The 24110-nt window shown below is 39.7% G+C and carries 25 protein-coding genes; 17 read left to right on the top strand and 8 right to left on the bottom strand.

Translation table 11 applies throughout. The annotated features are described in order from the left end of the window. Window positions 1-113 precede the first annotated feature (113 nt). Window positions 114-2600, top strand: coding sequence for a DUF5686 family protein (locus BM015_RS06135; RefSeq protein ID WP_090656016.1), 2487 nt, complete (start codon window positions 114-116; stop codon window positions 2598-2600). A gap of 129 nt (window positions 2601-2729) precedes the next feature. Here the strand turns inward: BM015_RS06135 and BM015_RS06130 are convergent, their stop codons facing one another. Next, the gene (locus BM015_RS06130; RefSeq protein WP_090656013.1) at window positions 2730-3392 is read right to left on the bottom strand and encodes a peroxiredoxin; all 663 of its coding nucleotides are present in this window, start codon (window positions 3390-3392) and stop codon (window positions 2730-2732) included. Between the two features lie 507 nt (window positions 3393-3899). Between BM015_RS06130 and BM015_RS06125 the strand changes: the two genes are divergently transcribed. Then, on the top strand, window positions 3900-5225 hold the full coding sequence (locus BM015_RS06125) for a Gfo/Idh/MocA family protein (RefSeq protein ID WP_090656010.1): 1326 nt from the start codon (window positions 3900-3902) through the stop codon (window positions 5223-5225). Window positions 5226-5362: 137 nt separating this feature from the next. Here the strand turns inward: BM015_RS06125 and BM015_RS06120 are convergent, their stop codons facing one another. Further along, a complete protein-coding gene (locus tag BM015_RS06120) occupies window positions 5363-5728 on the bottom strand; it encodes a hypothetical protein (RefSeq protein ID WP_090656007.1) in 366 nt (121 codons plus the stop codon). 6 nt (window positions 5729-5734) lie between these two features. Beyond that, window positions 5735-6520 (bottom strand): universal stress protein, encoded by a 786-nt coding sequence (locus BM015_RS06115; RefSeq protein ID WP_090656004.1) that lies wholly within the window; start codon window positions 6518-6520, stop codon window positions 5735-5737. A gap of 196 nt (window positions 6521-6716) precedes the next feature. Here BM015_RS06115 and BM015_RS06110 point away from each other — a divergent pair, with 196 nt between their 5' ends. Next, window positions 6717-7181 (top strand): pyridoxamine 5'-phosphate oxidase family protein, encoded by a 465-nt coding sequence (locus BM015_RS06110; protein ID WP_090656000.1) that lies wholly within the window; start codon window positions 6717-6719, stop codon window positions 7179-7181. 85 nt (window positions 7182-7266) lie between these two features. Here the strand turns inward: BM015_RS06110 and BM015_RS06105 are convergent, their stop codons facing one another. Further along, on the bottom strand, window positions 7267-8499 hold the full coding sequence (locus BM015_RS06105; RefSeq protein ID WP_090655997.1) for a hypothetical protein: 1233 nt from the start codon (window positions 8497-8499) through the stop codon (window positions 7267-7269). A gap of 45 nt (window positions 8500-8544) precedes the next feature. After that, on the bottom strand, window positions 8545-9138 hold the full coding sequence (locus BM015_RS06100) for a Crp/Fnr family transcriptional regulator (protein WP_090655994.1): 594 nt from the start codon (window positions 9136-9138) through the stop codon (window positions 8545-8547). A 154-nt stretch (window positions 9139-9292) separates the two neighbouring features. On the opposite strand from BM015_RS06100, the gene BM015_RS06095 reads away from it, so the two are divergent. From BM015_RS06095 to BM015_RS22050, 13 genes are all read left to right on the top strand, one after another. Beyond that, window positions 9293-9772, top strand: a complete 480-nt coding sequence (locus BM015_RS06095) for a c-type cytochrome (RefSeq protein WP_090656209.1) — start codon at window positions 9293-9295, stop codon at window positions 9770-9772. Window positions 9773-9793: 21 nt separating this feature from the next. Beyond that, window positions 9794-11794 carry a Sec-dependent nitrous-oxide reductase gene (nosZ, locus tag BM015_RS06090; protein WP_090655990.1) on the top strand — a complete coding sequence of 667 codons (2001 nt, stop codon included), beginning with the start codon at window positions 9794-9796 and terminating at the stop codon, window positions 11792-11794. A gap of 234 nt (window positions 11795-12028) precedes the next feature. Continuing rightward, window positions 12029-12625: a hypothetical protein gene (locus BM015_RS06085; protein WP_090655987.1), complete on the top strand. Its 597-nt coding sequence runs from the start codon at window positions 12029-12031 to the stop codon at window positions 12623-12625. Further along, window positions 12622-13056: a nitrous oxide reductase accessory protein NosL gene (locus BM015_RS06080; RefSeq protein ID WP_177191827.1), complete on the top strand. Its 435-nt coding sequence runs from the start codon at window positions 12622-12624 to the stop codon at window positions 13054-13056. The genes BM015_RS06085 and BM015_RS06080 overlap by 4 nt, the downstream gene beginning before the upstream one ends. Before the next feature lie 38 nt (window positions 13057-13094). After that, the gene (nosD, locus tag BM015_RS06075) at window positions 13095-14339 is read left to right on the top strand and encodes a nitrous oxide reductase family maturation protein NosD (protein WP_090655981.1); all 1245 of its coding nucleotides are present in this window, start codon (window positions 13095-13097) and stop codon (window positions 14337-14339) included. Beyond that, a complete protein-coding gene (locus BM015_RS06070) occupies window positions 14336-15049 on the top strand; it encodes an ABC transporter ATP-binding protein (protein WP_090655978.1) in 714 nt (237 codons plus the stop codon). The genes nosD and BM015_RS06070 overlap by 4 nt, the downstream gene beginning before the upstream one ends. Continuing rightward, entirely contained in the window at window positions 15046-15813 is a 768-nt protein-coding gene (locus BM015_RS06065; protein ID WP_090655975.1) for an ABC transporter permease subunit, read from the top strand. Before BM015_RS06070 ends, BM015_RS06065 begins: the two co-directional genes overlap by 4 nt. Window positions 15814-15882: 69 nt before the next feature. Beyond that, entirely contained in the window at window positions 15883-17019 is a 1137-nt protein-coding gene (gene nirK / locus BM015_RS06060) for a copper-containing nitrite reductase (RefSeq protein WP_218148439.1), read from the top strand. A 54-nt stretch (window positions 17020-17073) separates the two neighbouring features. After that, complete coding sequence (locus BM015_RS06055) at window positions 17074-17364, top strand: cupin domain-containing protein (protein WP_090655972.1); 291 nt, start codon at window positions 17074-17076, stop codon at window positions 17362-17364. A 4-nt stretch (window positions 17365-17368) separates the two neighbouring features. After that, window positions 17369-17758, top strand: coding sequence for a group III truncated hemoglobin (locus BM015_RS06050; protein ID WP_090655969.1), 390 nt, complete (start codon window positions 17369-17371; stop codon window positions 17756-17758). Window positions 17759-17760: 2 nt separating this feature from the next. Beyond that, entirely contained in the window at window positions 17761-18108 is a 348-nt protein-coding gene (locus BM015_RS06045; protein ID WP_090655966.1) for a DUF488 domain-containing protein, read from the top strand. 87 nt (window positions 18109-18195) lie between these two features. Then, a complete protein-coding gene (locus BM015_RS06040) occupies window positions 18196-18759 on the top strand; it encodes a Crp/Fnr family transcriptional regulator (protein ID WP_090655963.1) in 564 nt (187 codons plus the stop codon). A gap of 70 nt (window positions 18760-18829) precedes the next feature. Then, a complete protein-coding gene (locus tag BM015_RS22050; protein ID WP_143075766.1) occupies window positions 18830-19201 on the top strand; it encodes a DoxX family protein in 372 nt (123 codons plus the stop codon). A gap of 15 nt (window positions 19202-19216) precedes the next feature. Here BM015_RS22050 and msrB read toward each other — a convergent pair whose 3' ends face one another. From msrB to BM015_RS06020, 3 genes are all read right to left on the bottom strand, one after another. After that, window positions 19217-19747, bottom strand: a complete 531-nt coding sequence (gene msrB / locus BM015_RS06030) for a peptide-methionine (R)-S-oxide reductase MsrB (RefSeq protein ID WP_090655956.1) — start codon at window positions 19745-19747, stop codon at window positions 19217-19219. A gap of 208 nt (window positions 19748-19955) precedes the next feature. Then, the gene (gene msrA / locus BM015_RS06025) at window positions 19956-20666 is read right to left on the bottom strand and encodes a peptide-methionine (S)-S-oxide reductase MsrA (protein ID WP_317040519.1); all 711 of its coding nucleotides are present in this window, start codon (window positions 20664-20666) and stop codon (window positions 19956-19958) included. 60 nt (window positions 20667-20726) lie between these two features. Further along, the gene (locus BM015_RS06020) at window positions 20727-22025 is read right to left on the bottom strand and encodes a spondin domain-containing protein (protein ID WP_090655951.1); all 1299 of its coding nucleotides are present in this window, start codon (window positions 22023-22025) and stop codon (window positions 20727-20729) included. A 325-nt stretch (window positions 22026-22350) separates the two neighbouring features. Between BM015_RS06020 and BM015_RS06015 the strand changes: the two genes are divergently transcribed. After that, window positions 22351-23970, top strand: a complete 1620-nt coding sequence (locus BM015_RS06015; protein WP_090655948.1) for a glycoside hydrolase family 28 protein — start codon at window positions 22351-22353, stop codon at window positions 23968-23970. Window positions 23971-24110 lie beyond the last annotated feature (140 nt).

Raw genomic sequence — 24110 nt, 5'->3', positions numbered from 1 at the left:
CTGTTGTGTTTATCTTATAACTTTTGCTTACTTTTCAAAACGGCCTTTTACACAATTAGTTAAACGGTTGATAATTCTTTACACATTTGCGTGTTTGAGAATAATTTTGCCACATGCGAAAGGTGTTGTTGCAGTTTATACCGGCGCTTATGAGCTTTATGCCGTTTTATGCTGTTGCCCAAACCAAAATAATCCAGGGCGAAGTATTGGATAAACAAAGCGATGAGCCAATACCTTTTGTTTCTGTGAAATTTGCTATACAAAATGGCGGCATGCTTACCGATTCGCTTGGCAAATTTTCCATTACTTTAAACAGCCGCACTGCCGTTGATACCATTACTATCACCAGCGTTGGTTATGAACCCACAAAAATACCTGTGGCCGATATAGAAGATTCTTCTTTTATCACCGTGCATCTTACGGTTATGCAGTCAAAAGATGAAGTGGTGGTAAAAACAAAATATAACCGTGCTTTATGGTTTTGGCGAAAAATTATTGCACACAAACCGGAAAACGACCGGCGGCAATTCAGTAATTACGGCTATGAGGTTTATAATAAGCTGGAACTTGACCTTGATAATGTGAACAAAGAAAAACTGGGTAAAAATTTCCTCCTGAAACCTTTAAAATTTGTGCTGGATTATGTTGACAGCACGTCGGAAAAAGAACCTTTTCTGCCTGTATATTTAACCGAAACACTTTCTGATTATTATTACCAGAAAGCCCCACGCAAAACACGTGAAATAATAAAGGCTACTATAACCAACGGTATAGAAAACGAAAGCTATATAAAGCAGTTGGGCAACACTTATCAAAACATAAATGTTTATGATAACACTATTCCTGTTTTTAACCGGGAGTATGTGGGGCCGTTTAGTGATAATGGCGATGATTTCTATAATTTCAAATTACTCGATACACAATACCTGGCAGGTAAAAGGCTGGTGCATTTTGCTTTTAAGCCAAACCGCCCGGGCGGTGAGTTTTTTGAAGGGGATTGCTGGGTGCACGATACCAGTTTTTCCATACAAAAAATAATGCTGCGCCCTGCCACAGATGCCAACATTAATTTCATTACGGGATTAACGCTGATACAGGAATTTAAGCTGGTAAACGACAGCACCTGGTTTTTATACAAGGATAAGTTTGTGGCTGACATTACACCCATCAGTAAAAAAAGGCTTGGGTTAAAGGCGCGTAAAACCACCACCTATAAAAATGTATTGCTTAACAGTAACATTGTTACAGCAGCGCTCGATTCCAACAAATCGAATGAAGATATTTTATTAAAACGCGGAGCTCAAAACAAGCCCGATTCTTTCTGGCAGGAAAGAAGGCACGAACCTTTAAATGCCAATGAACAAACTGTGTATAAAGTATTGGACACTTTAACCAACAATAAAACTTATATACGGTACCAGCATGCATTTAATTTTCTTACAACGGGCACCCTCGATGTTGGTAATGTGCGCATAGGCCCGTGGTATTACTGGGTATCGGGCAATACGTATGAAGGCACAAGAATGCGTTTTGACCTGGCTACCAACCGCGGTTTTAATAAGAAATTAAACCTGCGCGGTTATTTGGCTTATGGCTTTGCAGACAAAACCTTTAAAGGCAAGGCTGAAGCGAAATATATGCTCAGCCGTTCACCCTGGAGTTATATTGATTTTTATTATAAGAAAGATATTGATAACGGCCAGGTTGTTTATGATCAGCTTGGCTCCGATAACGTGTTCGGATTCTTTCTTCGCAAGCCGGGCATGGAGTACAGGCTGCAGCAGGTTACAGAAAAAAAGTTTGAATACTATCGTGAAACGTTCAGTGGGTTTGGCATTGGCCTTACGGCAAGCAGCAGGCAGTATGAAGCTGTATTAAACCTTCCCGGCGCTAATTATTTTCCTGCAAAAACAGGCGACCCCTTCAGCACATTTGAAACAGGTTTACGGCTTCGCTATGCATACCAGGAACGCACTATTGAAGATAATTTTGAAAGATATAACCTCGGCAGTAACTACCCGGTTGTTGAGTTAAATTATACACATGCTTTTCCGGGTGCATTTAACAGCAGTTACCGGTACGATAAAATAAATATTTCGGTATCAGATTACCTTAAAATTGCTCCCTACGGCACTTTGTATTATAATGTGTTTGCAGGAAAAGTTTTTGGCACTGCGCCTTATCAAATGCTGGCCATTCTGCCCGGTAATAACTGGTATTATTACAGCAAATATTCATTTAATCTTATCGACAGGTTTGAATACCTTACTGACCGTTATGCCGGGTTTAATATTGAACATAACATCGGCTCAGGCATATTCCGCTATACAAAGCTTACCCGCAAATTAAAGCTGCGCCAGTTTTGGGAAGCCAAGGGTATAATCGGCGGCCTGTCTGATGCCAATTATAAACTCAATTTTGTACCAGGCAATCCTTTTAAAACGCTCGATAATAAAATGTACCTTGAAGTAGGCACTGGCGTTGATAATATTTTCAAATTCTTCAGTGTTGATTTTATCTGGCGTGTACTCCCACGCCCTTTGCCAACTGAGCGTGTTGACAGGTTCGGTGTTTTCTTCGGGTTCAAGTTCTCACTGTAAAATATTTTATTTCAGGTTTGATATTGATTTTCCGTTTTAGAGCCGCTGCAGTATGCTATTAAAAATAAAAAACTCATAAGCCTAAAAAAAACTTTTTAAACTTATGAGTTAAAGATTTATCCGGTAATATTAGCTTCCCGGCTGTGCCACATAACGCAGGTAAGCGTTAACCACTCTCACGCCATCAGGATATTTTGCTTTTGCTTCTTCTTCTGATAATGCAGCAGGAATAATTACTTCTTCGCCATTATTCCAGTTGGCCGGTGTGGAAACTTTATGTGCCAAAGTAAGCTGTATAGAATCAAGCACACGTAAAATCTCATTAAAGTTGCGGCCGGTTGACATTGGATAAGTAAGGTGCAGCTTTATTTTTTTATCAGGCCCTATTACAAAAACAGTACGAACTGTCTGGTTGGTAACCGGCGTCCTTCCTTCTGAAGTGTTGGGTTCTTCTGCCGGAAGCATTTCGTACAATTTTGCTACAGCCAATTCCGGGTCGCCAATCATAGGGTAACCCACAGCAGCGCCCTGTGTTGCTTCAATATCTTTTTCCCATCTTAAATGGCTTTCCACCGGATCTACGCTAAGACCAATGATCTTGCAATTGCGTTTGGTAAATTCAGGTTCTATTCTTGCCATATATCCTAATTCGGTTGTACATACCGGGGTAAAATCTTTGGGGTGGGAAAAAAGCATAGCCCAGCCATCGCCAATCCATTCATGAAAATTGATAGGGCCTTTTGTTGTTTCTGCTTTAAAGTCTGGTGCGGTGTCACCAAGTCGGATACTCATGTTGTTTATTTTTTAATTGTTCGATAATAAAAAAATTTGCATCAATATAATAATAAAAGATGTTTTGATGTTCACCTTCGCATTGCTGTGTTACGGCACTGCCAGGAAACTATGTTATGAAGCGATGTGTAACAGGTGTTTTTATAGCAATCAGGTTTCTTTGCTGCACGTGGTGCAATATATCCTATAACAGTCGCTTAATAATGGTCTTGCTCAATCCAAAGTTACATAGTAGAAACAAAAATACATAATGAAAAAAAATAAATGAAACAAAAGAAGGGTTGATGGAATAGCAGGAGCTCCGGGGTAATATGTTGTTTTGTTTTTGAATGAATCCTGTAGCCGGCCCTGTTGAGAAATTTTATACAGAATTCACACGGTTTCTTTTTCATTTACACAGATACTGTATATTACAAATTAAAATTTAGTTTGATAACCGGATTAACAGGCATTCCGGTTACGAAATACTATTAGCAGAAAATGTAAACATTCAAACAATACAATACAATGAAAAGAAGAAGTTTTATAAAAACCACAGTTGCAGGAAGCATGGCTTTCCTCCTGCCCTTTCCTTCACGGGCAATTGTTACCGGTAATAAATTAAGGATAGCACAGGTGGGTTTAGGAGGCCAGGGTTTGAGTGATTTGCATGATATTGCTTCTCATCCCGATGTGGAAGTAGTGGCTCTTTGTGATGTTGATGCAAATAAATTAAATGAGATTAAAAACACTTATGCCAATGCGCAAACATTTACTGATTATAAAGAGATGTTCAAAAATATCGGCGGCAGTATAGACGCAGTGGTTGTATCCACAACGGATCATGCACATGCGCCGGTTTCGTTAATGGCTATGGAACTGAATAAAAACGTGTATTGCCAAAAACCTTTAACCCATTACATTTCCGACTCAAGAAAGATGGATGCAGTGGCAGCCCAAAAGAAACTGGTAACACAAATGGGCATACAGGTGCATTCTTTTTATGAATATAAACTGGCTACCATTTTAATTCAAAAAGGCATTGTTGGAAAAGTTAAAAAAGTAATTGCCTGGTCGCCAAAAGTGTGGGGTTATGATGGCCCGGCGCCAGAAGGCAGCGATCCTGTACCGGAAGGATTGAACTGGGATTTATGGCTGGGCACTGCACGCAAAAGACCTTACAAAGAGGGATTTTATCATCCTTCCAACTGGAGAAAATGCATTGATTATGGTTGTGGTACTTTGGGCGATATGGGCGTTCACATTTTTGACACACCTTATAATGCATTACAATTAACTGTTCCTCTTACAGTAAAAAATTCCTGCAGGCAGCCAACCGATTTTGGCCATCCTGAAAAAAATCATGTTTCTTATACTTTCCCCGAAACGAAGTACACTGCCCAAACGCTCGAATGGGTTTGGTACGATGGTGAAGGTGCGCCGGAAGCGCAGGATGAGTTAATACTTCCCGGAGGTGAAAAATTGCCGGATCAGGGCGCTATGTTTATAGGAGAAAATGGCCAGCGGTTATTATTGCCGCATTTCATGAAAATGCCTAAGCTGATAGTGGATGGCGCTTTCCGGGAAATTGATATAAATAAATATGACCCGGACGGAAAAGCAGGCAAGCCTGCTGCCAGCTATGAGGAGGGCAGCCCGAAACATTATCATGAATTTGTGGATGCCTGCCTGGGAAGAACAAAATGCAGTGCACCTTTTTCATACTCTGCAAAGCTTACGGAAGTTATTTTATTAGGCGTGATTGCAGCAAGGTTCCCGGATGAAACATTGCATTGGGATGGCAAAAATGCAAGGTTTAAAGAAGAAAAGGCGAATGCATATCTGGCAGGGTGAACAACGATAAGTGCACATAATGCATGAATTGTTTTTTGAAGTGCAGCTAAAGAAGTTTGTACAAAATTGTTATGCCGGTTGCGGTTTTTTTATTGTGCTTTTTCTTTGCTTTTTCCCGTGCAACAACTAACAACTCTTTAAAAATGGCTGCTTATTTCTTTACCTTCTGCATTCTGCTGCTGCAGCGTCCAGTTGTCAGTTAAAGAAGAAGCTATCCATACGTTGCCAGATTTCCTGAAAACTTCTGTAATAAAGCCAATATCATCAAACTGGCTTTCCAATTCTGCAACTGTAACATTATGGCTTATGTCAATAACAATTTCATTAGCTGCATGCATAAATTCATTTATCCTCACCGTTGCAGCCAGCGGTTCTTTTTTTACGGCAATGAAATTATTGGCAAAAGATTTTTTATACAGCTCTATTTTTAAAAACGGGTAGCAGCTTGTAAATATTTTTTTTACATCACCTACCCTGCTTTCTTTATCTATAAACAATTTCATTACATTTTATTGAAGTGTCATTACTGCAAATGGCGCTTTAAATATTAACTGCTTCGATTTGCTTTTGTAAAAGAAGCTATGCTTTTTGGGGCAGGTTAAAATAATATCAGCGTTATTTTCTTTTGCAAAATCTATAATCCCTTCATATACATTTCTATGGTAAATAATATGACCATGCGCATTGCAACCACTCAGGTAACCAGTTAATTCATGCATGCGGCCTGAAGCCATCTCCTGCTTTTCTTCTCCGTTACACACATGCACAACATCAAGCTGCGCATTAAAAGCCGTTACAATATTTTTTATTCTTTCTATTGGCAACCCGTGTATATTCTCAAGGTCTGTTGCCATCAATATTTTTTGAATAGGTTTATGCTCAAGATCGCGGGGCACAACAATTACAGGGTATTCGAGATTTTTTGAAAGATAAACCGTAATGCTGCCCATAAAAAAATGCTTCTTGAAGTTTGCACCTCTTGTAGCCATAATTACGGCCAGTGGCTTTTGATACCTGCATACGTTAATGATCTCGCTCTCCGTAAAACCAATGCTTTTCTTAGTGTGCACTGGTATTTTTTTATTCGTTCTTTTTATTAAATCATTTTTTAGCCTGTTTAATTTTTCATCAATTTCATCATGTTCAAATGCCGAATAAATACTGCCGGTGCCGGGCGTGCCGGTTGCATGCAAAACCACGAGCCTGGCATTTAAGGCAAGTGCTGTGTCCGCTGCATAATTCACAGCGTTTAATGAAGCTTGCGAGAAATCGGTGGGCGTTATAATCGATTGCATGTATAAAAAATGAGCAACGAATTTATATCCGTCCCTTTCCCTTCAATATGATGTGCATCAAAATGCGGGATGATTAATATCATATTTCCACAACAGTTTACCAGGCAGCAGGCCAATGATCATTATCAGCAGTTAAATTGATGTTCATCACAAATGCAACGTAAACAGCAAGGTACTTTTACCTAAAATCAAAAATATGTTTGGTAACCTTGGAAATGATGCTATCGAAACCGTTCTGCGACATCAGATAATCGGGCACATTGGCTGTAATGCAAACGATATTACGTATGTAGTTCCTGTAAGCTATGCTTATGAAAACGGTTATGTGTATGTGCACACAGAGGAAGGAATGAAAATAAATATGATGCGGCAAAACCCAAAAGTTTGTTTTGAAACTTACCTGATGGAAAATATGGGCAACTGGCAATGTGTGATTGCATGGGGCCAATTTGAAGAAATAACCGGGGAAGAAGAACGTCGGGAGGCACTGCAAATCTTGCTTAACCGCAATTTGCCTGTAATAACAAGCAAAACAGTGCAGCTTACAGAAGAATGGCCATTTGTTCCGGAAAACCTGAATGAAATAAAAGGGATTGTATTTCGCATTAAGCTTACCATGAAAACCGGTAAGTATGAAAGAACGGAAGAAGTGCGCTATTGAATAGTTATTATTATACAATCCTCCACACTCGCCACTGACAATTCACTGATCATGTTTATAAGGGCAACCATTAAAATCATTAAGATTAAATGTTGCCCTTGTTTTGCTTACTGGAAACAGTTGCCATATTCAAAATAAGTATGCCAACAAACATCACAATTGCAGCACCGAGCAGCAGTTCGTTTATATACGGAACACCTGTATAAGTAATGGCATCAAGCCCCTGCAGCATCAGCAGCGCCTCATTTAAAATAATGCCCGCTATAAAAATCCATGCGCCCCGTGCAAACCGGTTGTTATATTCAAAATACCCATTGTATAAATTATATGCCAGGATAAATATGCTGAATATGCCAAGGAACACAAGGTGCAGGTAGCCAATTACAATGGGCCTGAAACCAAAAGCCCACGTGCTTAATGCAGGAATGGTAGAACCTAACTGCAGCAATAGTTTTATGCTTAGCGCTATTCCCGGCAAAACAAAAAGCCATGTAACAGGCTTATGCTGTTGTGAAAAAATGGCAATGCGGTTTGAAACAAGCTTTACAGATAATGCACCCCATGCAATAACCTGCACAAAAGCAGCTGCTACAACAATAATATAAATCCATGTTGGAATAGGAAGCCATAATGCAGACAGAAAGTAAGCTGGCAGGCAGGCAAACGCAAATGCATAAAAAATATTTTTCTTCAGCTTGACAGAGAACAGCAATTCCGGCAGCTTATTCATGAATAAGCCCATACACGTAAAAAAGAACCAACCGTTATATTGAAAATGCAGGTAGAAATAAATTGATGCCAGGTATATATTTTGATAAATGTGCCCTGTTGCCATCATATAGGCTAACGTATAAGGGCCGATTGATGATAGCGCACTCCAGATTAAAGCGGCCTTTATCCACGCATGGGTAACAGTTTTTTTATTAATCCTGTTTAAATCGCGCCATACCACAATAGCAAATGCATACGATACAAAAATTGACAACGTTGAAAAAATAATCGACATCAATCCGTAGCCTTCAAACGGAAAGCAAAACAGCATGCCATAAGCCGTTATCAAATTAGCAAACAATAAACGGTTATATTTTTTAAGTGAAAAAGATGCCTTGTTCTTTGCAATATAAAATGCAATAAAAGTCATAAGGGCCTGCGTAATCCAGCCTGCAAATGCAAAATGCGAATGCGCATTTAGAAAATATTTTTGAGTAATAAAGGGCAGGCTAAAAGCAATTTTATACCGCATAACAAGGCCAAGAAAAGCCACAAGCAACAGGTTAAAAACTGCAATGCGCAGCCATTTATATAAGCTTATAGTCATTGCGGCAAAGAAAAAAACAACTGTATAGCATTTTTATGATCTTAATCATATATATGCTTTTCCTTTTTTGATAGCAATAAACCCATCTTCTTCCAGCCTCTTCATGTTGCGTATAACGGTTTCCACGCGCAAGCCAAGCATATCCGCAATACGCTGGCGCGATAATTCAATCTTAAATGTTTTTTCTTTAGGGCAGCCGCTTTGTTTTTTAAGCATGTGCAATAAAGTAGCTATGCGATGATGCGGCCTTTCCCTGGCAATTTCTTTTGTCATAGCAGTTTTCATATAGAGCATTGCACCCAGCATTGTTGCAAAATCATATAATATCTCATCGTTATTGCGCAGCAGGTACAAAAAATTTTCTTTTGTCATTTTTATTATAACGGTATCCTCATTGGCAATAGCAGTAGCAGGATAACAGGAGTTTATTAATAAAGAGGGCTCGCCAAAGCTTTGTCCTTCATTAAATAAACCTTGTATGAATTCTTTCCCATCCCTGAAAATATTTACCATACGCACAGACCCCTTTGAGATCTGGAAAAAAAACAGGGGCTCATCGCCTTCAAAAAAAATACATTGATCTTTCGTATATTTTCTAAATGTTGCCCCATAAGTAAGCAAAATATCTTCCTGTATCATTGAGTGTGGCTTTCAGTATTCCAAATTTATGCAATCGGATTATAAAAAGTTGACATTAATCATGCCATTACTTATTGTTTTTATGATTTCAGTCATAACTAAAAGCCCCTTGGATTTTAAACTTTGCATATTATTAAAACAAACAGACACAACTATGAAGAAAATGCTTGCAATTACAATTATCTCTGCCTTGTTGTACGCCTGCTCAGGCGGTGCCGGCAACAATGACAATAGCAATGCTGATAGTAACAGTACTGATCAGAATGCAGGTACCAAATCTTTAGCAGACTATGATCCACACCGCGGTGAAGGAAAATTCTCAAATGTTGAGGTTGGCCCGCTGGATGCAACAATGGCAGATGCAGGTAAAAAAATATTCGATGTAAAATGTTCTGCCTGTCACAAGCTTACCGATGAAAAATTAGTTGGGCCGGGCTGGGCCGGTGTTACCGAAAGGCATCAGCCTGCATGGATCATGAATTTTATTACTAATCCTGATGCCATGATTGATAAAGACCCCGCATTACAATCACAGCTCGAAATATGCCTCGTAAGAATGCCTAACCAAAATCTTACAGATGATGATGCACGCCACATCCTCGAATTCATGCGTAAAAATGATGGCGCTAAATAAAAAATAAAAACAACCTGATATATGAAACTATCAAATGTGCCGGCAGCACTTGCACTGGCGGCAGCACTAATGCTATGTGCTTACTCATGCAAACCAAAAAATACTGCCAATGCGGTAAGCGCTGATGCTGCGCAAAAAACGTATGTGCCACCCGGCAAGTACGATGAATTTTACGATTTTGTTTCCGGCGGTTTCAGCGGGCAAATGAGCGTGTATGGATTACCTTCGGGAAGATTGCTTCGCGTAATACCCGTGTTCTCTGTTGACCCGCAGGCCGGTTATGGTTACAGTGAAGAATCAAAACCCATGCTCAACACTTCACACGGTTTCATTCCGTGGGATGATCTGCATCATATAGAAGCTTCACAAACAAACGGCGAAATTGATGGGCGCTGGGTGTTTGGCAACGGTAATAACACACCCCGTATTGCACGTATTGATTTAAGCACTTATAACACGGCTGAAATACTGGAGCTGCCTAACAGTGCAGGTAACCACTCCTCTCCTTTCGCCACAGAAAATACAGAATATATTGTTGCAGGCACCCGCTTCAGCGTACCGCCCGATAATGCAGATGGTGACGTGCCAATCGATTCTTATAAAAAGAATTTCCTTGGTACGATAAGCTTTGTAAGCGTTGACAAAAATTCCGGCAACATGAAGATTGCCTTCCAGTTAAAAATACCAGGCATTAACCTCGACCTGAGCCATGCCGGTAAAGGCCCGTCACATGGATGGTTCTTCTTCTCCTGCTACAATACAGAACAGGCGCATACATTGCTGGAAGTAAACGCATCACAGCGTGATAAAGACTTTATCATGGCTATTAACTGGAAGAAAGCAGAAGAATACCTGCAACAGGGCAAGGGTGTGAAGCAACAGGTGAAATATGCACATAATGTGTATGATGAAAAAACACAAACGGCCACTTCAACCATAGAAACAGAAGTTACTGTTTTAGATGCAATGGCATTGCCGGGCATAGCTTATATGATGCCTTGCCCTAAGTCTCCGCATGGCTGCGATGTTGACCCCACAGGAGAATATATTGTTGGTTCAGGCAAGCTTGCGGCATTAATACCTGTATTGAGTTTCAGTAAAATGATGAATGCCATCAACAACAAAAAATTTGATGGTACTTACGAAAACATCCCTGTATTAAAATATGAAGATGTTTTATATGGCGAAGTGCAGAAACCAGGCCTTGGCCCATTACATACAGAGTTTGATGGCAAAGGCAACGCTTATACGTCATTCTTTATTTCATCTGAAATTGTGAAATGGAATATTAAAGACCTGAAAGTGCTTGACCGTGCGCCCACTTATTATTCCATCGGCCACTTAAGCATTCCGGGCGGCGATACCAAAAAGCCAAATGCAAAATATGTTATTGCTTATAACAAGATCACCAAAGACCGTTACCTGCCCACAGGCCCGGAACTTGCGCAGAGTGCACAGTTATATGATATATCAGGCGATAAGATGCAGCTGATACTCGATTTTCCAACCATCGGCGAGCCGCACTATGCACAGGCTATTGAAGCCAGCCTCATAAAAGATAAGAGCAAGAAGTTTTATGATATCATGCAAAATGAAAACACTTATGCCGCCAAGGGCGAGCCCAATGCCAAAGTGGTGCGTGAAGGCAATAAGGTTCATGTTTATATGACGGCAATACGTTCTCACCTTGCACCGGATAATATTGAAGGCGTGCAGGTGGGCGATGAAGTTTATTTTCATGTTACTAACCAGGAGCAGGATTGGGATATACCGCATGGCTTTGCCATTAAAGCTGCCAGTACAGCGGAGTTGCTGATAATGCCGGGTGAAACACGCACGCTTAAATGGGTGCCGGAAAAAGTTGGAATATATCCTTTCTATTGCACTGATTTCTGCAGCGCCCTGCACCAGGAAATGTCCGGCTATATACGCATCTCACCCAAAGGAAGCAAAGTGCCCCTGGCATTTGGCACAGGCGATAAAGCTCCGGGTGGTAAAGACACAACTACTATCAGTAAATAATATTGCAAGGGTGAGAATGTTGTGTTTCAGCCGCACAATTTTCATCATAATTCTCACCCTTCTTTTTAAACTAAAAGCTGATGCATGTGGAGCAATGAAATGGTTTAAAACGCCGCCTGTAAGTTTTAATAAAACCTAAAGCTCAATGAAACGCCCATATAAAATTTTAATCATGCAGGAATTATGTATCTCAGGGCGTTCCATCAGGCTAAAAAGGAATAAAAAAATATACGGATGAAACAAAACAAGTTAAAGCCCTGGATAAGATCACTTACTTTTCTTTCAGCCTTATTACTGGTGCTGGTTTTATTTTTTCCTATATGGAAAATAGAATTAACGGCGCCTCAGTATCCTGAAGGGCTGGCACTGCAGATATTTGCAGGAAAGCTTGGCGGCGATGTAGAAATTATTAACGGGCTTAACCATTACATAGGCATGAGGACCTTGCACGCCAACGATTTTATTGAGTTTACCATATTGCCTTACTGTATTATATTTTTTGCAGTGCTGGTATTTGTTACAGCCATCAGCAACCGGAAAAGCATGTTGTACTTCACAACAGTTTTGTTTGTTGCATTTTGTATTGTAGCCATGTTTGATTTCTGGAGATGGGAATATAATTACGGCCACAATCTTAATTCAGAAGCGCCGATACGTGTGCCCGGCATGGCTTACCAGCCACCTTTGCTCGGTTATAAGCAGTTACTAAATTTTGGCGCATTTTCCATCCCGGATATTGGTGGATGGGTATTTATTGCAGCCGCTGTTTTGCTGGTGCTTTGCATGTCGTTTCAGATTATCATTTCAAAAAAAGAAAAAAAGTTATTATGAAAAACATAGTTGCTGTAATCATAACATTATCGTTACTGGTTGCATGCACATCTGCAGGGCCTGAGCCTTTTCAGCTCGGCAAAGAGCCATGCAGCTTTTGTAAAATGACAATATCCGATCCACAGTTTGGGGGCGAAATAATTACCACGAAAGGCAAGGTGTATAAGTTTGATGACCTGCATTGCCTCATGTCGTTTTTAAAAGAAAGCAACATTGCAAAAAGCGATATTAAAGATATGTATGCCGTAAACTTTAGCGGCAGCCATGATCTTATAAAAGCAAACGAAAGTTTACTGTTGTATAAAAGCGATCTTTTGCACAGCCCCATGAACGGTAATATTGCAGCTTTCGATAACCGCGACAGTCTTGCTATGGTAATGAATAAGCTGCCTGGCGGCATGCCTTTAAACTGGGATGAGCTCATTAAATAAATCAATATGCAGTTACCGGTTACTGATGATTAAAATCAATGAAAATTTTTTCAGTCATAGTTTTCTTTTTTGCAGGCTGCATTTTTTATGCAGCCCAGTTAAATGCAGCTACGCTGGTTGTTGGTAAAAACAAACCATTTACTTCAATTAAAGCAGCATTGCAGCATTGTAAAAGCGGCGATACAATTTTAGTTGAAACAGGGTTGTATAAAGAACAGGAAATTGTAATTGATAAAACTATTGTATTGAAAGGTATTCAGCAACCTGTTTTAGATGGTGAAAACAAATACCAGATCATTTTAATTAAAGCGCCTAATGTGGTAATTGATAATTTCAGGCTGCAGCATTCAGGAAAGTCTGATGTAAATGATATTGCCGCCATTAAAATTTTTCATGCAGATAATGTAACTATTTCAAACAATATAATTGATGATGCTTACTGGGGCGTGTTAACGCAATACAGCAATAACTGTATTATCACCAACAATCATTTGAAGGCTTATGCCAAAGAATCAAGCAGCGGCAACGGCATTCATTGCTGGAAATGCGACAATCTGCGCATTACAGATAACACCATCAAAGGCCATCGCGATGGAATCTATTTTGAGTTTGTAACCAATTCCATCGTTCAAAAAAATATTTCTGAAAATAATCTTCGTTATGGTTTGCATTTCATGTTCTCACATAACGATGCATACATTTCAAACATCTTTAAACAAAATGGTTCAGGCGTTGCGGTTATGTATTCACATGGCGTAAAAATGACAGGCAATTCATTTATTAAAAACTGGGGCGATGGCGCTTATGGCTTATTACTGAAAGAGATTACAGACGGCTATATTTATCATAACCATTTTACAAACAACACAATTGGTATTCATGCAGAAGGCACAACAAGGATTAAAGTAGAGAAGAATGTTTTTAACAGCAATGGATGGGCTATGCGTGTGCAGGCAAGCTGCAGCGACAATCATATCCTCTATAATAATTTTCAGAACAACACATTTGATATTGCTACCAATGGCTCGCTGGTGCTCAACACATTCGATCATAATTATTGGGACAAATATGAAGGTTATGATATAAATAAAGACCGCATTGGCGATGTGCCTTACCGGCCCGTAAGTTTGTTTTCAATGATAGTAGAAAAAAATCCATCGGCGATGGTGCTGTTCAGAAGTTTTATGGTAACGCTGTTTGATAAAACAGAAAAAGTATTGCCCGGTATTACGCCGGAAAACCTGAAAGATAATTTTCCATTAATGAAACCATTAGCCTTATGATTATTGCAAGCAACCTCACCAAACGTTTTGGTAAGCTGAAAGCGCTGGACGACGTTTCGGTAAATTTTATGAAAGGCGAATGTATTGCGCTGATGGGGCCAAACGGCAGCGGCAAAACAACTTTAATAAAATCGATATTAGGAATGGTGGTGCCCGATAGCGGCTTTATTACATTCAATGATAAAAATATTTTACGCGACTGGCAATACCGCCGTCACATTGGCTATATGCCGCAAATAGGCCGCTATCCTGAAAACATGACCATCGGGCAGGTGATAGCCATGATAAAAGATATTCGCAGCCCTTACAATACCGCTTTTGATGAAGAGCTGATTGAAAGTTTTGGATTGAATGCAATGCTGAAAAAAAGAATGCGCACACTAAGCGGCGGCACAAGGCAAAAAGTAAGCGCTTCGCTGGCTTTTTTATTTAATACGGATGTATTGATTTTAGATGAACCCACTGCAGGCTTAGACCCTGTTGCTTCCGAAATTTTAAAAGAGAAAATTAAAGCGCAGATTAAAAAAGGCAGGCTTGTAATCATTACCTCACACATATTAAGCGATCTTGATGAGCTGGTAACACAGGTAATATATATGCAGGAAGGCAAGCTTTTGTTCCATAAAAATATTAATATACTCCGCAATGAAACCGGCCAGCAAAAACTGGCAAGGGCCATTGTAAGTGTCATGCATAATCAACGTTCATGAAAAAGATAATTAAATATGTAACGGCTGATATTCTGCGCAATAAAATTGTACTGGCATATACGGTTTTATTACTGATCATTTCATTCAGTGTATTTGCACTCCAGGATGATGCTTCCAAAGGCATGCTAAGCCTGTTAAATATTACGCTGCTTATTGTGCCGCTTATGTCTGTTATTTTTTCAGCCATTTACATTTATAACAGCGCAGAATTTATTGAGTTGCTCGTAAGCCAGCCTTTAAAAAGAAAATCCATCTGGCTGAGTTTGTTTTATGGCCTGGCAGCCGCATTAAGCATTGCTTATTTTATTGGTGCAGGCATTCCTATTATTATTTACCAGCCTTCCGCTACAGGTTTTATTATGCTGGGCGCAGGCATAATCTTATCCATAATATTTGTTGCCATTGCATTGCTCGCTGCCGTGCTTACCCGCGATAAAGCAAAAGGCATTGGCATTACCATTTTATTGTGGTTATATTTTGCATTGATATTCGACGGGCTGATATTGTTTATTCTTTTCCAGTTTGAAGATTACCCGCTTGATAAATTCATGGTATTTACCAGCGCATTTAACCCGGTTGACCTCTGCCGCATCTTAATTTTATTACGCATGGACGTTTCTGCATTGATGGGTTATACAGGCGCTATATTTAAAGATTTCTTCGGATCGCAAACAGGCTCGTTTGTTGCAGTTACTGTTTTATTGCTATGGGTGATTATACCAGTTTGGTTAAGCATGAAAAAATTTAAAAAGAAAGATTTATAAAGCATGGTATAAATTTGAACATCTCCTGCTGCATAAATTCAACAATATTACTCACGCTTAAATTGAAGAATGATGCAAAAACAGGCTTTTTCAACACAAGGGTTTTCGAATGGTCTTAAGTTATTTACAATAGCAGTGTTATTTTTTTTTACTGCATGTAAAAACAATAACACTTCGGTTATTGATGCACAGTTCAGCGGAAACGGTGATAACCTTAAACATGTAACTGAAGAACTGGTGCCACCTCCCATGTTGCCAAAGTTTGAGCAGGTTGATAAAGACGGCCCAAAAGTTATTGATGTTACTTTAACGGCTGAAGAAAAAAAAATTGAAGTAGCACCCGGCGATTCTGCATGGGTTTTCACTTTTAATGGCACAGTACCAGCGCCTATTATCGTTGCACACCAGGATGATTTTATAGACCTCACTTTAAAAAACCCTGCCACTAATACTCAACAACACAATATAGATTTTCATGCAGCCACTGGAGCTATGGGCGGCGGCGATCTAACGCTCGTAAACCCCGGCCAGGAAGCTAAGTTCAGGTTCAGGTGCACAAGGCCGGGTGTGTTTGTATATCACTGTGCACCGGGCGGAACAATGGTGCCTATTCATGTTACGGCAGGTATGAACGGCGTAATAATGGTTTTGCCACGCGATGGCTTAAAAGATGAGAATGGCAATGCAGTAACATTTGACCGTGCCTACTACATTGTTGAACAGGATTTTTATTTGCCTAAAGACAAAGACGGTAAAATAATAAATATTGCAACGCCGCAGCAGGCAGTGCAGGCAGCAGGCGAATCAATAAAAACACTCATGCCCACCAACATTGTTTTTAACGGGCATGAAGGCGCCCTGTTAGGTAAGAATGCACTTACTGCCAATGTTGGCGAAAAAGTTTTGTTCATTACTTCGCAGGCCAACCGCGATACACGTTTTCATTTAATTGGCGGCCATGCCGATCTTTACTGGCCCGGCGGAAAATTTAATAACAGGCCTTATACAGATTTTGAAACATGGGCAGTGCCGGGCGGTTCTGCAGCCGCTGCTTTATACAAATTCAGGGAACCGGGAACCTATGTGTTTTTAAACCACAACCTTATAGAAGCTTTTGATTATGGCGCAATAGCTCAGATAAAAGTAGCCGGGCAATGGGATAGTTCTTATATGAAGCAAATTGAAAAACCATCACCCATAAAGTAGTTAGTTTATTAGATTATTTAACTGTAGTATGTATAGTAAATTTTAATTGATAAAATGATTTTAGGGAACATATACCAGCAGGAAGATTTTGAAAAAATAAAATCGAAGCAGGTTTATAAAAACGAGCGCTTTCATACAGTGCTGCTTCAATTGAAAAAAGAAGAAATGCTGAAGCCGCATCATTCAGCAACTGATGCATTTTTAATGGTGGCCGAAGGCGAAATTATTTTCACCTTAAAAGAAAAAGTATATGAGTTAAAAAAGGGAGATATGTTTTCTTTTAAAGCATTTGAAACACACGATGTAAAAGCTGTGACAGATGCTATAATATTAATCATAAAATAACTCTATGAAACAGGATATTAAAAGTAGGGCCGATGTTGAGCGCATGGTAAATACCTTTTACGATAAGGTAAAGCAGGATGATGTGATTGGGTTTATTTTTAATGATATAGCAAAAGTGAACTGGGAAAAGCATTTACCGGTGATGTATGATTTTTGGGAGAATATTATTTTTCTCACCAATAAATATGTGGGCAATCCTATGAGCGTGCATATACATCTTAATGAACAGGTGCCGTTTACAAAGGAACATTTTCAGCGCTGGCTGCTGTTGTTTACTGGAACGGTTGATGAATTATTTGAAGGAAAGAAAGCTGATATAGTAAAAGAAAAAGCAGCAAGCATTGCCGCCATAATGGAAACAAAAATTGCATCACCATTTAAAATTATGCGCTAAACATGAATATCAGGTTAAAAAGGGCTTACGAAGAAAAAGAAAAGACAGACGGGTTTCGGATACTGGTTGACAGGTTATGGCCGCGTGGCATTAAGAAAGAAGACATGCATGTTGATATCTGGCTGAAAGACATTGCACCATCAACTGTCCTGCGTAAATGGTTTAACCATGATGCGGCAAAATGGGAAGCATTTAAAACAAAATACAAAGCAGAGCTGCAGCAATCTTCAGCGCTTGATGAATTAAAGCAGCTAATAAAAAAGCATAAAACCGTTACGCTGGTTTACGGCGCCAAAGATGAAATACATAGCCAGGCAGCAGCGTTGAAAGAATTATTAGATAAAAAATAAGGCAGCCATCTACGAAAAATAATAACCGAACAAACACCTGATTTATTGTAATGTTTAATGCTGCTGTAAAAATTTTGAATTGCAGAAATGGATAATTTTTTTTCAACGGTTTCTCAATATACCCGCCTGTCTGCACAAGGCCGGCAGGCGCTGGCAGCACATTTAAAAAAGCTGATATTACCCAGGGGGCATATTCTTGTTAAGCCTGATACCACCTGCAATTTTACTTACTTTATAGACAGTGGATTAACGCGGACTTACTATCTGAAAGATGGTAAAGATGTTACAGACTGGATAAGCGATGAACATTCATTTGCATCTTCTATTATCAGCTTTATTACCCGAAAGCCAGACAGGCGCGGAATTGAACTTTTGGAAGATTCCGTTCTTTATGCACTTCACTATAATGATCTTGACAATCTTTGCAGCAAATACCACGATATAGAAAACCTTTACAGGAAACTTGTATCATTTGGATTGGTGCAGTTACAGCAAAAATTTGACGACTTGCATTTTGCAACCGCGTTGGAACGTTACCAGGTATTAATGAAAACAAGCCCTTCTTTTATACAAAGAGTGCCGCTTGGCATGATTGCTTCCTATCTCGGCATTACACAGGAAACTTTGAGCAGAATACGTTCGCAGATCTGATTTTTTGATAAATGTCAAAGGTTTTGCCGGCTGCTGTTTTCACCTTTGTATTACAAAAAATACAAAGGTTATGAACAACACTATTCTTTGGATTTTACAAATAATTACAGCAATAACTTTTCTTTATTCAGGTATTTGTAAATCTATATTGCCAGAGCGGATATTGGTGGCAAAAGGCCAAACAGGCGTAGAAGGGCTTCCTGCCCTTTTTATAAAATTTATCGGTGTTTCGGAGATAGCAGGTGCGGCAGGATTAATTGCACCTGTGTATTTCCATATCACACCCTGGTTAACACCTGTTGCAGCCCTTTGCCTGGCTTTCATTATGCCTTTTGCAGCAAGCATACATTATAAAAGAAACGAGATTAAAAATGTTCTTACTAATCTTATTCTTTTCCTGTTTTGCATTTTGATTGCGTATGGCCGGCTATTTTTCAATTAAGAAAACTTATGATACTCACATACCATCAGGCACAAAATCAAGGGAAACAGAATTCATACAATAACGCTTGTAAGTAGGCGCCGGGCCGTCATCAAAAATGTGCCCCAGGTGTGAGTTACAGCGGGCGCATTCCACTTCAATGCGGTGCATGCCATGCGAATTATCTTCTTTATAAATAACACTGTTTTTTCTTTCTGTTTCAAAAAAACTGGGCCAGCCGCAGGTGCTTGCAAATTTTGCAGTGGAGCGAAACAGTTTATTGCCGCATACAGCGCAATAATAAGTGCCTTTTTCATCGGAGTTCCAATACTTGCCGGTAAAAGCCATTTCCGTGTTTTGCTCACGGGCAACGGCATATAAATCATGAGGCAAAATTTTCTTCCATTCTGCATCGCTTACATTTAAATGCATTGTATCTGTGCGGGAATAATATGGGTTGTTTACGTGATCTTCTTTTGTCATCATATCATTGTTTTTTTGTTGTGCATTGCTGCTGCAGCTTGCCAATATGCAGAACAGCAGGCAGGTTATAAATACAGGTTTCATTTTATTACAGTTAAAAAGTGCAAGACTGTTTTTATTAATATAATTAAGTGAGTGGTGAACTGTCATTCGTTAGGTCATAAACCCTGAAGCTTGAAACTTGATCGTTATTGCAATCACGTTTAATTTTTATAAACGGGTATTGCATTTAATTATACAATCAAAATCCTTCTGTATCATTCACTGCTCACCATTCACTATTCCTTACTTATCATTCATTAACCAGCTTTCCCTTAAACACTTTGCGAAACTTGTCCAATTTAGGCTTTATTACAAGCCGGCAATAAGGCTGATCCATATTATTATCGTAATAATCCTTGTGATAATCTTCCGCCTTATAAAATACCGTGTATGGGCTTACTTCTGTAACGATTTTTTTATCATAAGCCTTTTCTTCATCTAATTTATGGATATAATATTCAGCCAGCTCTTTTTGTTCATCGTTATGATAAAAAATGGCTGAGCGGTATTGTGTGCCCACATCGTTGCCTTGCCGGTTAAGCTGCGTGGGGTCATGCGCCACAAAGAATGCGGCAAGTAATTCATCATAAGAGATCTTTGAAGGATCATATACAATATTGCAAGCCTCTGCGTGGCCGGTTGTGCCGGTGCAAACTAATTTATAGCTGGGGTTCGCCACATCGCCGCCGGTAAAGCCCGATGTTACAGATATTATACCATTCAATTGTTTAAACTGTTCTTCCACACACCAGAAACATCCGGCGGCAAAGGTTGCAGTGTCGGTTGCATGTGTCCCGTTACTGTTTACTGCATTTTCTCTTTTTGTTTGTGTCATTTTTTCAAATGTTTTTGTTTGATTGATAAGCGATGCCTGTTGCCCGCATGCTGCAAACGGAATTGCAAAAAATATAACGGCTGCTTTTTTGAAATGCTTTATAAAGATCAAATAAATGATATTCATGTGCTAAGTTTTATTGGCAGTAACGCCAAAGGTTGGCTGCACTTTGGCTATTGCTGAAAATTATTGAATCGTTACTTTAATAATATCATTTATTGCAGGCAGCGTTGTAAATGCATTGGGGTTGGGCACTGCTTCAATAGGCTTACTTTCATCAAGCGGTGTGCCAGCGAGGTTAAACTGCGTAATGCCCGCCCCGGGAAACTGGTTTACAGCCGTTCCGTCATCAAATAAACCTATAGTGGCAGATACATCTCCTTTTTGTGTGACATCTATATCATTACCGGTTGTGGCAAAAAACCAGTCGTTTGAAAAGCCGTACATCGTAGCAATAGCAACCCTGTCTCCTTTACTGACAGATAAGGCCTGCGAGACTTTTCCGCCATCAGCGCCATTAATTTTTGGCAGCAATACGGTGTTGGTAGCTTCCTTTAAAACATATACATTTTTAATGCCGGGCTTTGTTCTTAAAGCATCGGCTAATATATCAGCATTCCCTTTTTGCGCCAGATCTTTCAGGCCTTCTCCCCTGTCGTTTTCACCCACTTTATAAAACGGGTTTTCGGCGCCGCTATATACCACAACCAGCACCGGGGATAATGGTGTAAAAATGCCGGTAAGGCCAGAAAGGTAGCTGCTTAAAACAGCGTTATCGCCCATTTCAGCAATATTGGTAAGCCCGTTTGCAGTGGGCTGGCCTGATGTATAGATAGCATTGGGGAGCAACTGGCCGCCACCCGCTACATAAGAAATAGCCCAAACACCGGGGCTGAATGGCGTTTCGTTTTGTGTTTTGCCTGAATTATTTTTAATGGTAAGCGTAAACATGGAGTTACCGTCGTAAGTAAGCGATACATTCATCAGTTGAGATGCCGGAAGATAAGTATGGCCATAGTCATCCGTTCCGTTTACTTCTTTAATATTTTTAGCGGTGGTTTCAGCCGTGCCGGGATGTGTAACAGACATGCCGGGTGTTTGGTTTTCGCGGGTGCCGTTGTCCCACAATTTTATCTGAGATGAAACATCGCCTGTTATTGGCGTGCCATCATCATTGTATAATTTAATGCCGGGGTTTTCGGGGGCGAAAAATAAATCATTGCTCCAGCCATACATGGTTGCAAAAGTGATATATTGATTCCTGGCTGCAGAGAAAGTAATAGATGTGGATTGGCCCGGCAATATTACCGGCGGTGTTCCCGTTCCCTGGAAGGTTCCGGATTCAACAAGCGGTTTGCTGTCCAATACATTTTCGATGGTGATGGTATTAGCCTGCGCAGGAGGTGCATCATCTTTTTTGCAGGAAGCAAACAATAAAGCTGATATACCCAGCATAATGCATGTTTTGATAGTGTTTGTTTTCATTGTTATTTTATTTTGATAGCACAAAAAAACAAACACGGTATCCCAAAGCAGTTGCGGAATTATAACAAAAGTATCACGGAAAGCAGGGCAATGGTGGATTATGTAGTCTTCTCATTTCCAGGAAGCAGAATATAATGGTGCAATACCTGATTACGATAAGGCGCTCCGGATACAAATGCAAGCATTTATATAAAACTATTTGTGCCAGTCAGCATTAGTTAGGCAGGGCTTTTCAAACCGGAAAACGTTTCCGTAATTAAATTAGCTGGATACAGATTTTATTAAGAAATATGCAGAAAATGTTTATTAATAAAATCAACGATTGATGATAAAATATTGCCTGGCTTTTTTAATGTTTACAGTTAGCTGCACAACATTAACAGCACAAAACATAAAAGCCCCTGCACCAACAGTTTTTAAAACGGATACGTTTAATATAACCAGTTATGGCGCCAGGGCAGATGGATTAACGCTGAATACAAAAAGCATTAACGATGCTATTGCTGATTGCAATAAAAAAGGTGGCGGCGTAGTGTTAATACCACAAGGATTTTGGTTAACAGGCCCCATTGTTTTATTATCGAATGTAAACCTGCACCTGGCCAAAGATGCATTGCTGCAGTTTACTGATGATAAGACGCAATATAAATTAGTAGAAGGCAATTATGAAGGCTTGCCTGCGTATCGGAATCAATCACCTTTATCTGCAACCAATGCAGAAAATATTGCTATAACCGGCAGTGGTATTATTGATGGCAACGGCGGCGTTTGGCGGGCTGTAAACCATGATAAATTATCTGAAACGGAATGGGAAAACTTATTAAAGAAAGGCGGCATTGTAAGTGATGATGGCAAACAATGGTACCCTTCTGAAAGTTATGTGCGTGGCACAAAAACAAAAAAACCGGGTGTGATTGAAGCAGGTAAAACTTTAAACGATTATGCTTCTATTAAAGATTTTTTACGGCCTAACCTGCTTGTATTTACAAAATGCAAAAGGGTTTTGCTGGAAGGCGTGACATTTCAAAATTCACCGGCCTGGTGTTTGCACCCGCTGATGTGTGAAGATTTAACGGTTAGAAATATTTATGCAAAAAACCCATGGTATGCGCAAAACGGTGATGGCATTGATGTGGAAAGCTGCAGTAATGTTTTAATTGAAAACAGCACATTTGATGTGGGCGACGATGGTATCTGCATAAAAAGCGGGCGTGATGAAGAAGGCCGTAAACGCGGCATGCCCACGCAAAATGTTGAAATAAAAAACTGCGTGGTATATCATGCACATGGCGGCTTTGTTATTGGCAGTGAAATGAGCGGCGGTGCAAAAAATATTTACGTGCATGATTGCACATTTATCGGAACGGATATTGGCCTGCGTTTTAAAACAGTACGCGGCCGCGGTGGCGTGGTAGAAAACATTTATGCATCTGACATAAATATGAAAGACATAGTGAATGAAGCCATATTGTTTGATATGTATTATTTCGCTTCGCCTAAAATAGTTGACGGCATTCCGCAGGTGGAATATAAACCTGTTGATGCAGGCACGCCGGTGTTTAAAGATTTTTACTTTGATAATGTTGTTTGCAACGGTGCATCAGAAGCCATTTTTATAAGGGGATTGCCGGAAATGCATATCTCCAATATTAATTTAAGCAACATGGTATTGCAGGCAAATAAAGGCATTGAATGTTCTGAAGCAACAGGCATTAATTTTAAAAACATTCAACTGGTAACAAAAGAAACATCGCCGGTAATTCATGTTATTAATAGCGATAAAATTTTGTTTGACAATATTGGTTATAATGATAACGCAGCATTGCTGATGAAGTTATCAGGTGAAAAAACAAAGGATATTAAAATTGTAAACAGCAATACTTCCAATGCCAAACAACTGGCGGCATTTAACGGAACAGAAGAATCTGCTTTAACGAAAGAATAATACATTGTATAAGTATGGTGTTTCTTCGTGCCTTTGAGTCTCCGTGGCCCAAAAAATAATAAACCATAAAGGCACGATGACGCAAAGCTGCCATGAAAATATGCAGTACAAGGGAGTGACACAAGGGACGATGCCACGAA

The sequence above is a fragment of the Parafilimonas terrae genome (assembly GCF_900115755.1).
In the GTDB taxonomy this organism is placed as follows: domain Bacteria; phylum Bacteroidota; class Bacteroidia; order Chitinophagales; family Chitinophagaceae; genus Parafilimonas; species Parafilimonas terrae.
The sequence above is the reverse complement of the archived record's forward strand: the minus strand, read 5'-3'. Positions and strand labels throughout refer to the sequence as shown.

Excerpts from the sequence above, each read along its gene's own strand:
- BM015_RS06015 (WP_090655948.1), top strand. The coding sequence starts at position 22,351 with ATGATAAAATATTGCCTGGCTTTTTTAATGTTTACAGTTAGCTGCACA.
- BM015_RS06055 (WP_090655972.1), top strand. The coding sequence starts at position 17,074 with ATGATTTTAGGGAACATATACCAGCAGGAAGATTTTGAAAAAATAAAA.
- BM015_RS06070 (WP_090655978.1), top strand. The coding sequence starts at position 14,336 with ATGATTATTGCAAGCAACCTCACCAAACGTTTTGGTAAGCTGAAAGCG.
- BM015_RS06085 (WP_090655987.1), top strand. The coding sequence starts at position 12,029 with ATGAAACAAAACAAGTTAAAGCCCTGGATAAGATCACTTACTTTTCTT.
- msrB (WP_090655956.1), bottom strand. The coding sequence starts at position 19,747 with ATGAAACCTGTATTTATAACCTGCCTGCTGTTCTGCATATTGGCAAGC.
- BM015_RS06095 (WP_090656209.1), top strand. The coding sequence starts at position 9,293 with ATGAAGAAAATGCTTGCAATTACAATTATCTCTGCCTTGTTGTACGCC.
- BM015_RS06020 (WP_090655951.1), bottom strand. The coding sequence starts at position 22,025 with ATGAAAACAAACACTATCAAAACATGCATTATGCTGGGTATATCAGCT.
- nirK (WP_218148439.1), top strand. The coding sequence starts at position 15,883 with ATGATGCAAAAACAGGCTTTTTCAACACAAGGGTTTTCGAATGGTCTT.
- BM015_RS06065 (WP_090655975.1), top strand. The coding sequence starts at position 15,046 with ATGAAAAAGATAATTAAATATGTAACGGCTGATATTCTGCGCAATAAA.
- BM015_RS06105 (WP_090655997.1), bottom strand. The coding sequence starts at position 8,499 with ATGACTATAAGCTTATATAAATGGCTGCGCATTGCAGTTTTTAACCTG.
- BM015_RS06050 (WP_090655969.1), top strand. The coding sequence starts at position 17,369 with ATGAAACAGGATATTAAAAGTAGGGCCGATGTTGAGCGCATGGTAAAT.
- nosD (WP_090655981.1), top strand. The coding sequence starts at position 13,095 with ATGAAAATTTTTTCAGTCATAGTTTTCTTTTTTGCAGGCTGCATTTTT.
- BM015_RS06045 (WP_090655966.1), top strand. The coding sequence starts at position 17,761 with ATGAATATCAGGTTAAAAAGGGCTTACGAAGAAAAAGAAAAGACAGAC.
- BM015_RS06110 (WP_090656000.1), top strand. The coding sequence starts at position 6,717 with ATGTTTGGTAACCTTGGAAATGATGCTATCGAAACCGTTCTGCGACAT.
- BM015_RS06120 (WP_090656007.1), bottom strand. The coding sequence starts at position 5,728 with ATGAAATTGTTTATAGATAAAGAAAGCAGGGTAGGTGATGTAAAAAAA.
- BM015_RS06130 (WP_090656013.1), bottom strand. The coding sequence starts at position 3,392 with ATGAGTATCCGACTTGGTGACACCGCACCAGACTTTAAAGCAGAAACA.
- nosZ (WP_090655990.1), top strand. The coding sequence starts at position 9,794 with ATGAAACTATCAAATGTGCCGGCAGCACTTGCACTGGCGGCAGCACTA.
- BM015_RS06135 (WP_090656016.1), top strand. The coding sequence starts at position 114 with ATGCGAAAGGTGTTGTTGCAGTTTATACCGGCGCTTATGAGCTTTATG.
- BM015_RS06115 (WP_090656004.1), bottom strand. The coding sequence starts at position 6,520 with ATGCAATCGATTATAACGCCCACCGATTTCTCGCAAGCTTCATTAAAC.
- BM015_RS06100 (WP_090655994.1), bottom strand. The coding sequence starts at position 9,138 with ATGATACAGGAAGATATTTTGCTTACTTATGGGGCAACATTTAGAAAA.
- BM015_RS22050 (WP_143075766.1), top strand. The coding sequence starts at position 18,830 with ATGAACAACACTATTCTTTGGATTTTACAAATAATTACAGCAATAACT.
- BM015_RS06125 (WP_090656010.1), top strand. The coding sequence starts at position 3,900 with ATGAAAAGAAGAAGTTTTATAAAAACCACAGTTGCAGGAAGCATGGCT.
- BM015_RS06080 (WP_177191827.1), top strand. The coding sequence starts at position 12,622 with ATGAAAAACATAGTTGCTGTAATCATAACATTATCGTTACTGGTTGCA.
- BM015_RS06040 (WP_090655963.1), top strand. The coding sequence starts at position 18,196 with ATGGATAATTTTTTTTCAACGGTTTCTCAATATACCCGCCTGTCTGCA.
- msrA (WP_317040519.1), bottom strand. The coding sequence starts at position 20,666 with ATGAATATCATTTATTTGATCTTTATAAAGCATTTCAAAAAAGCAGCC.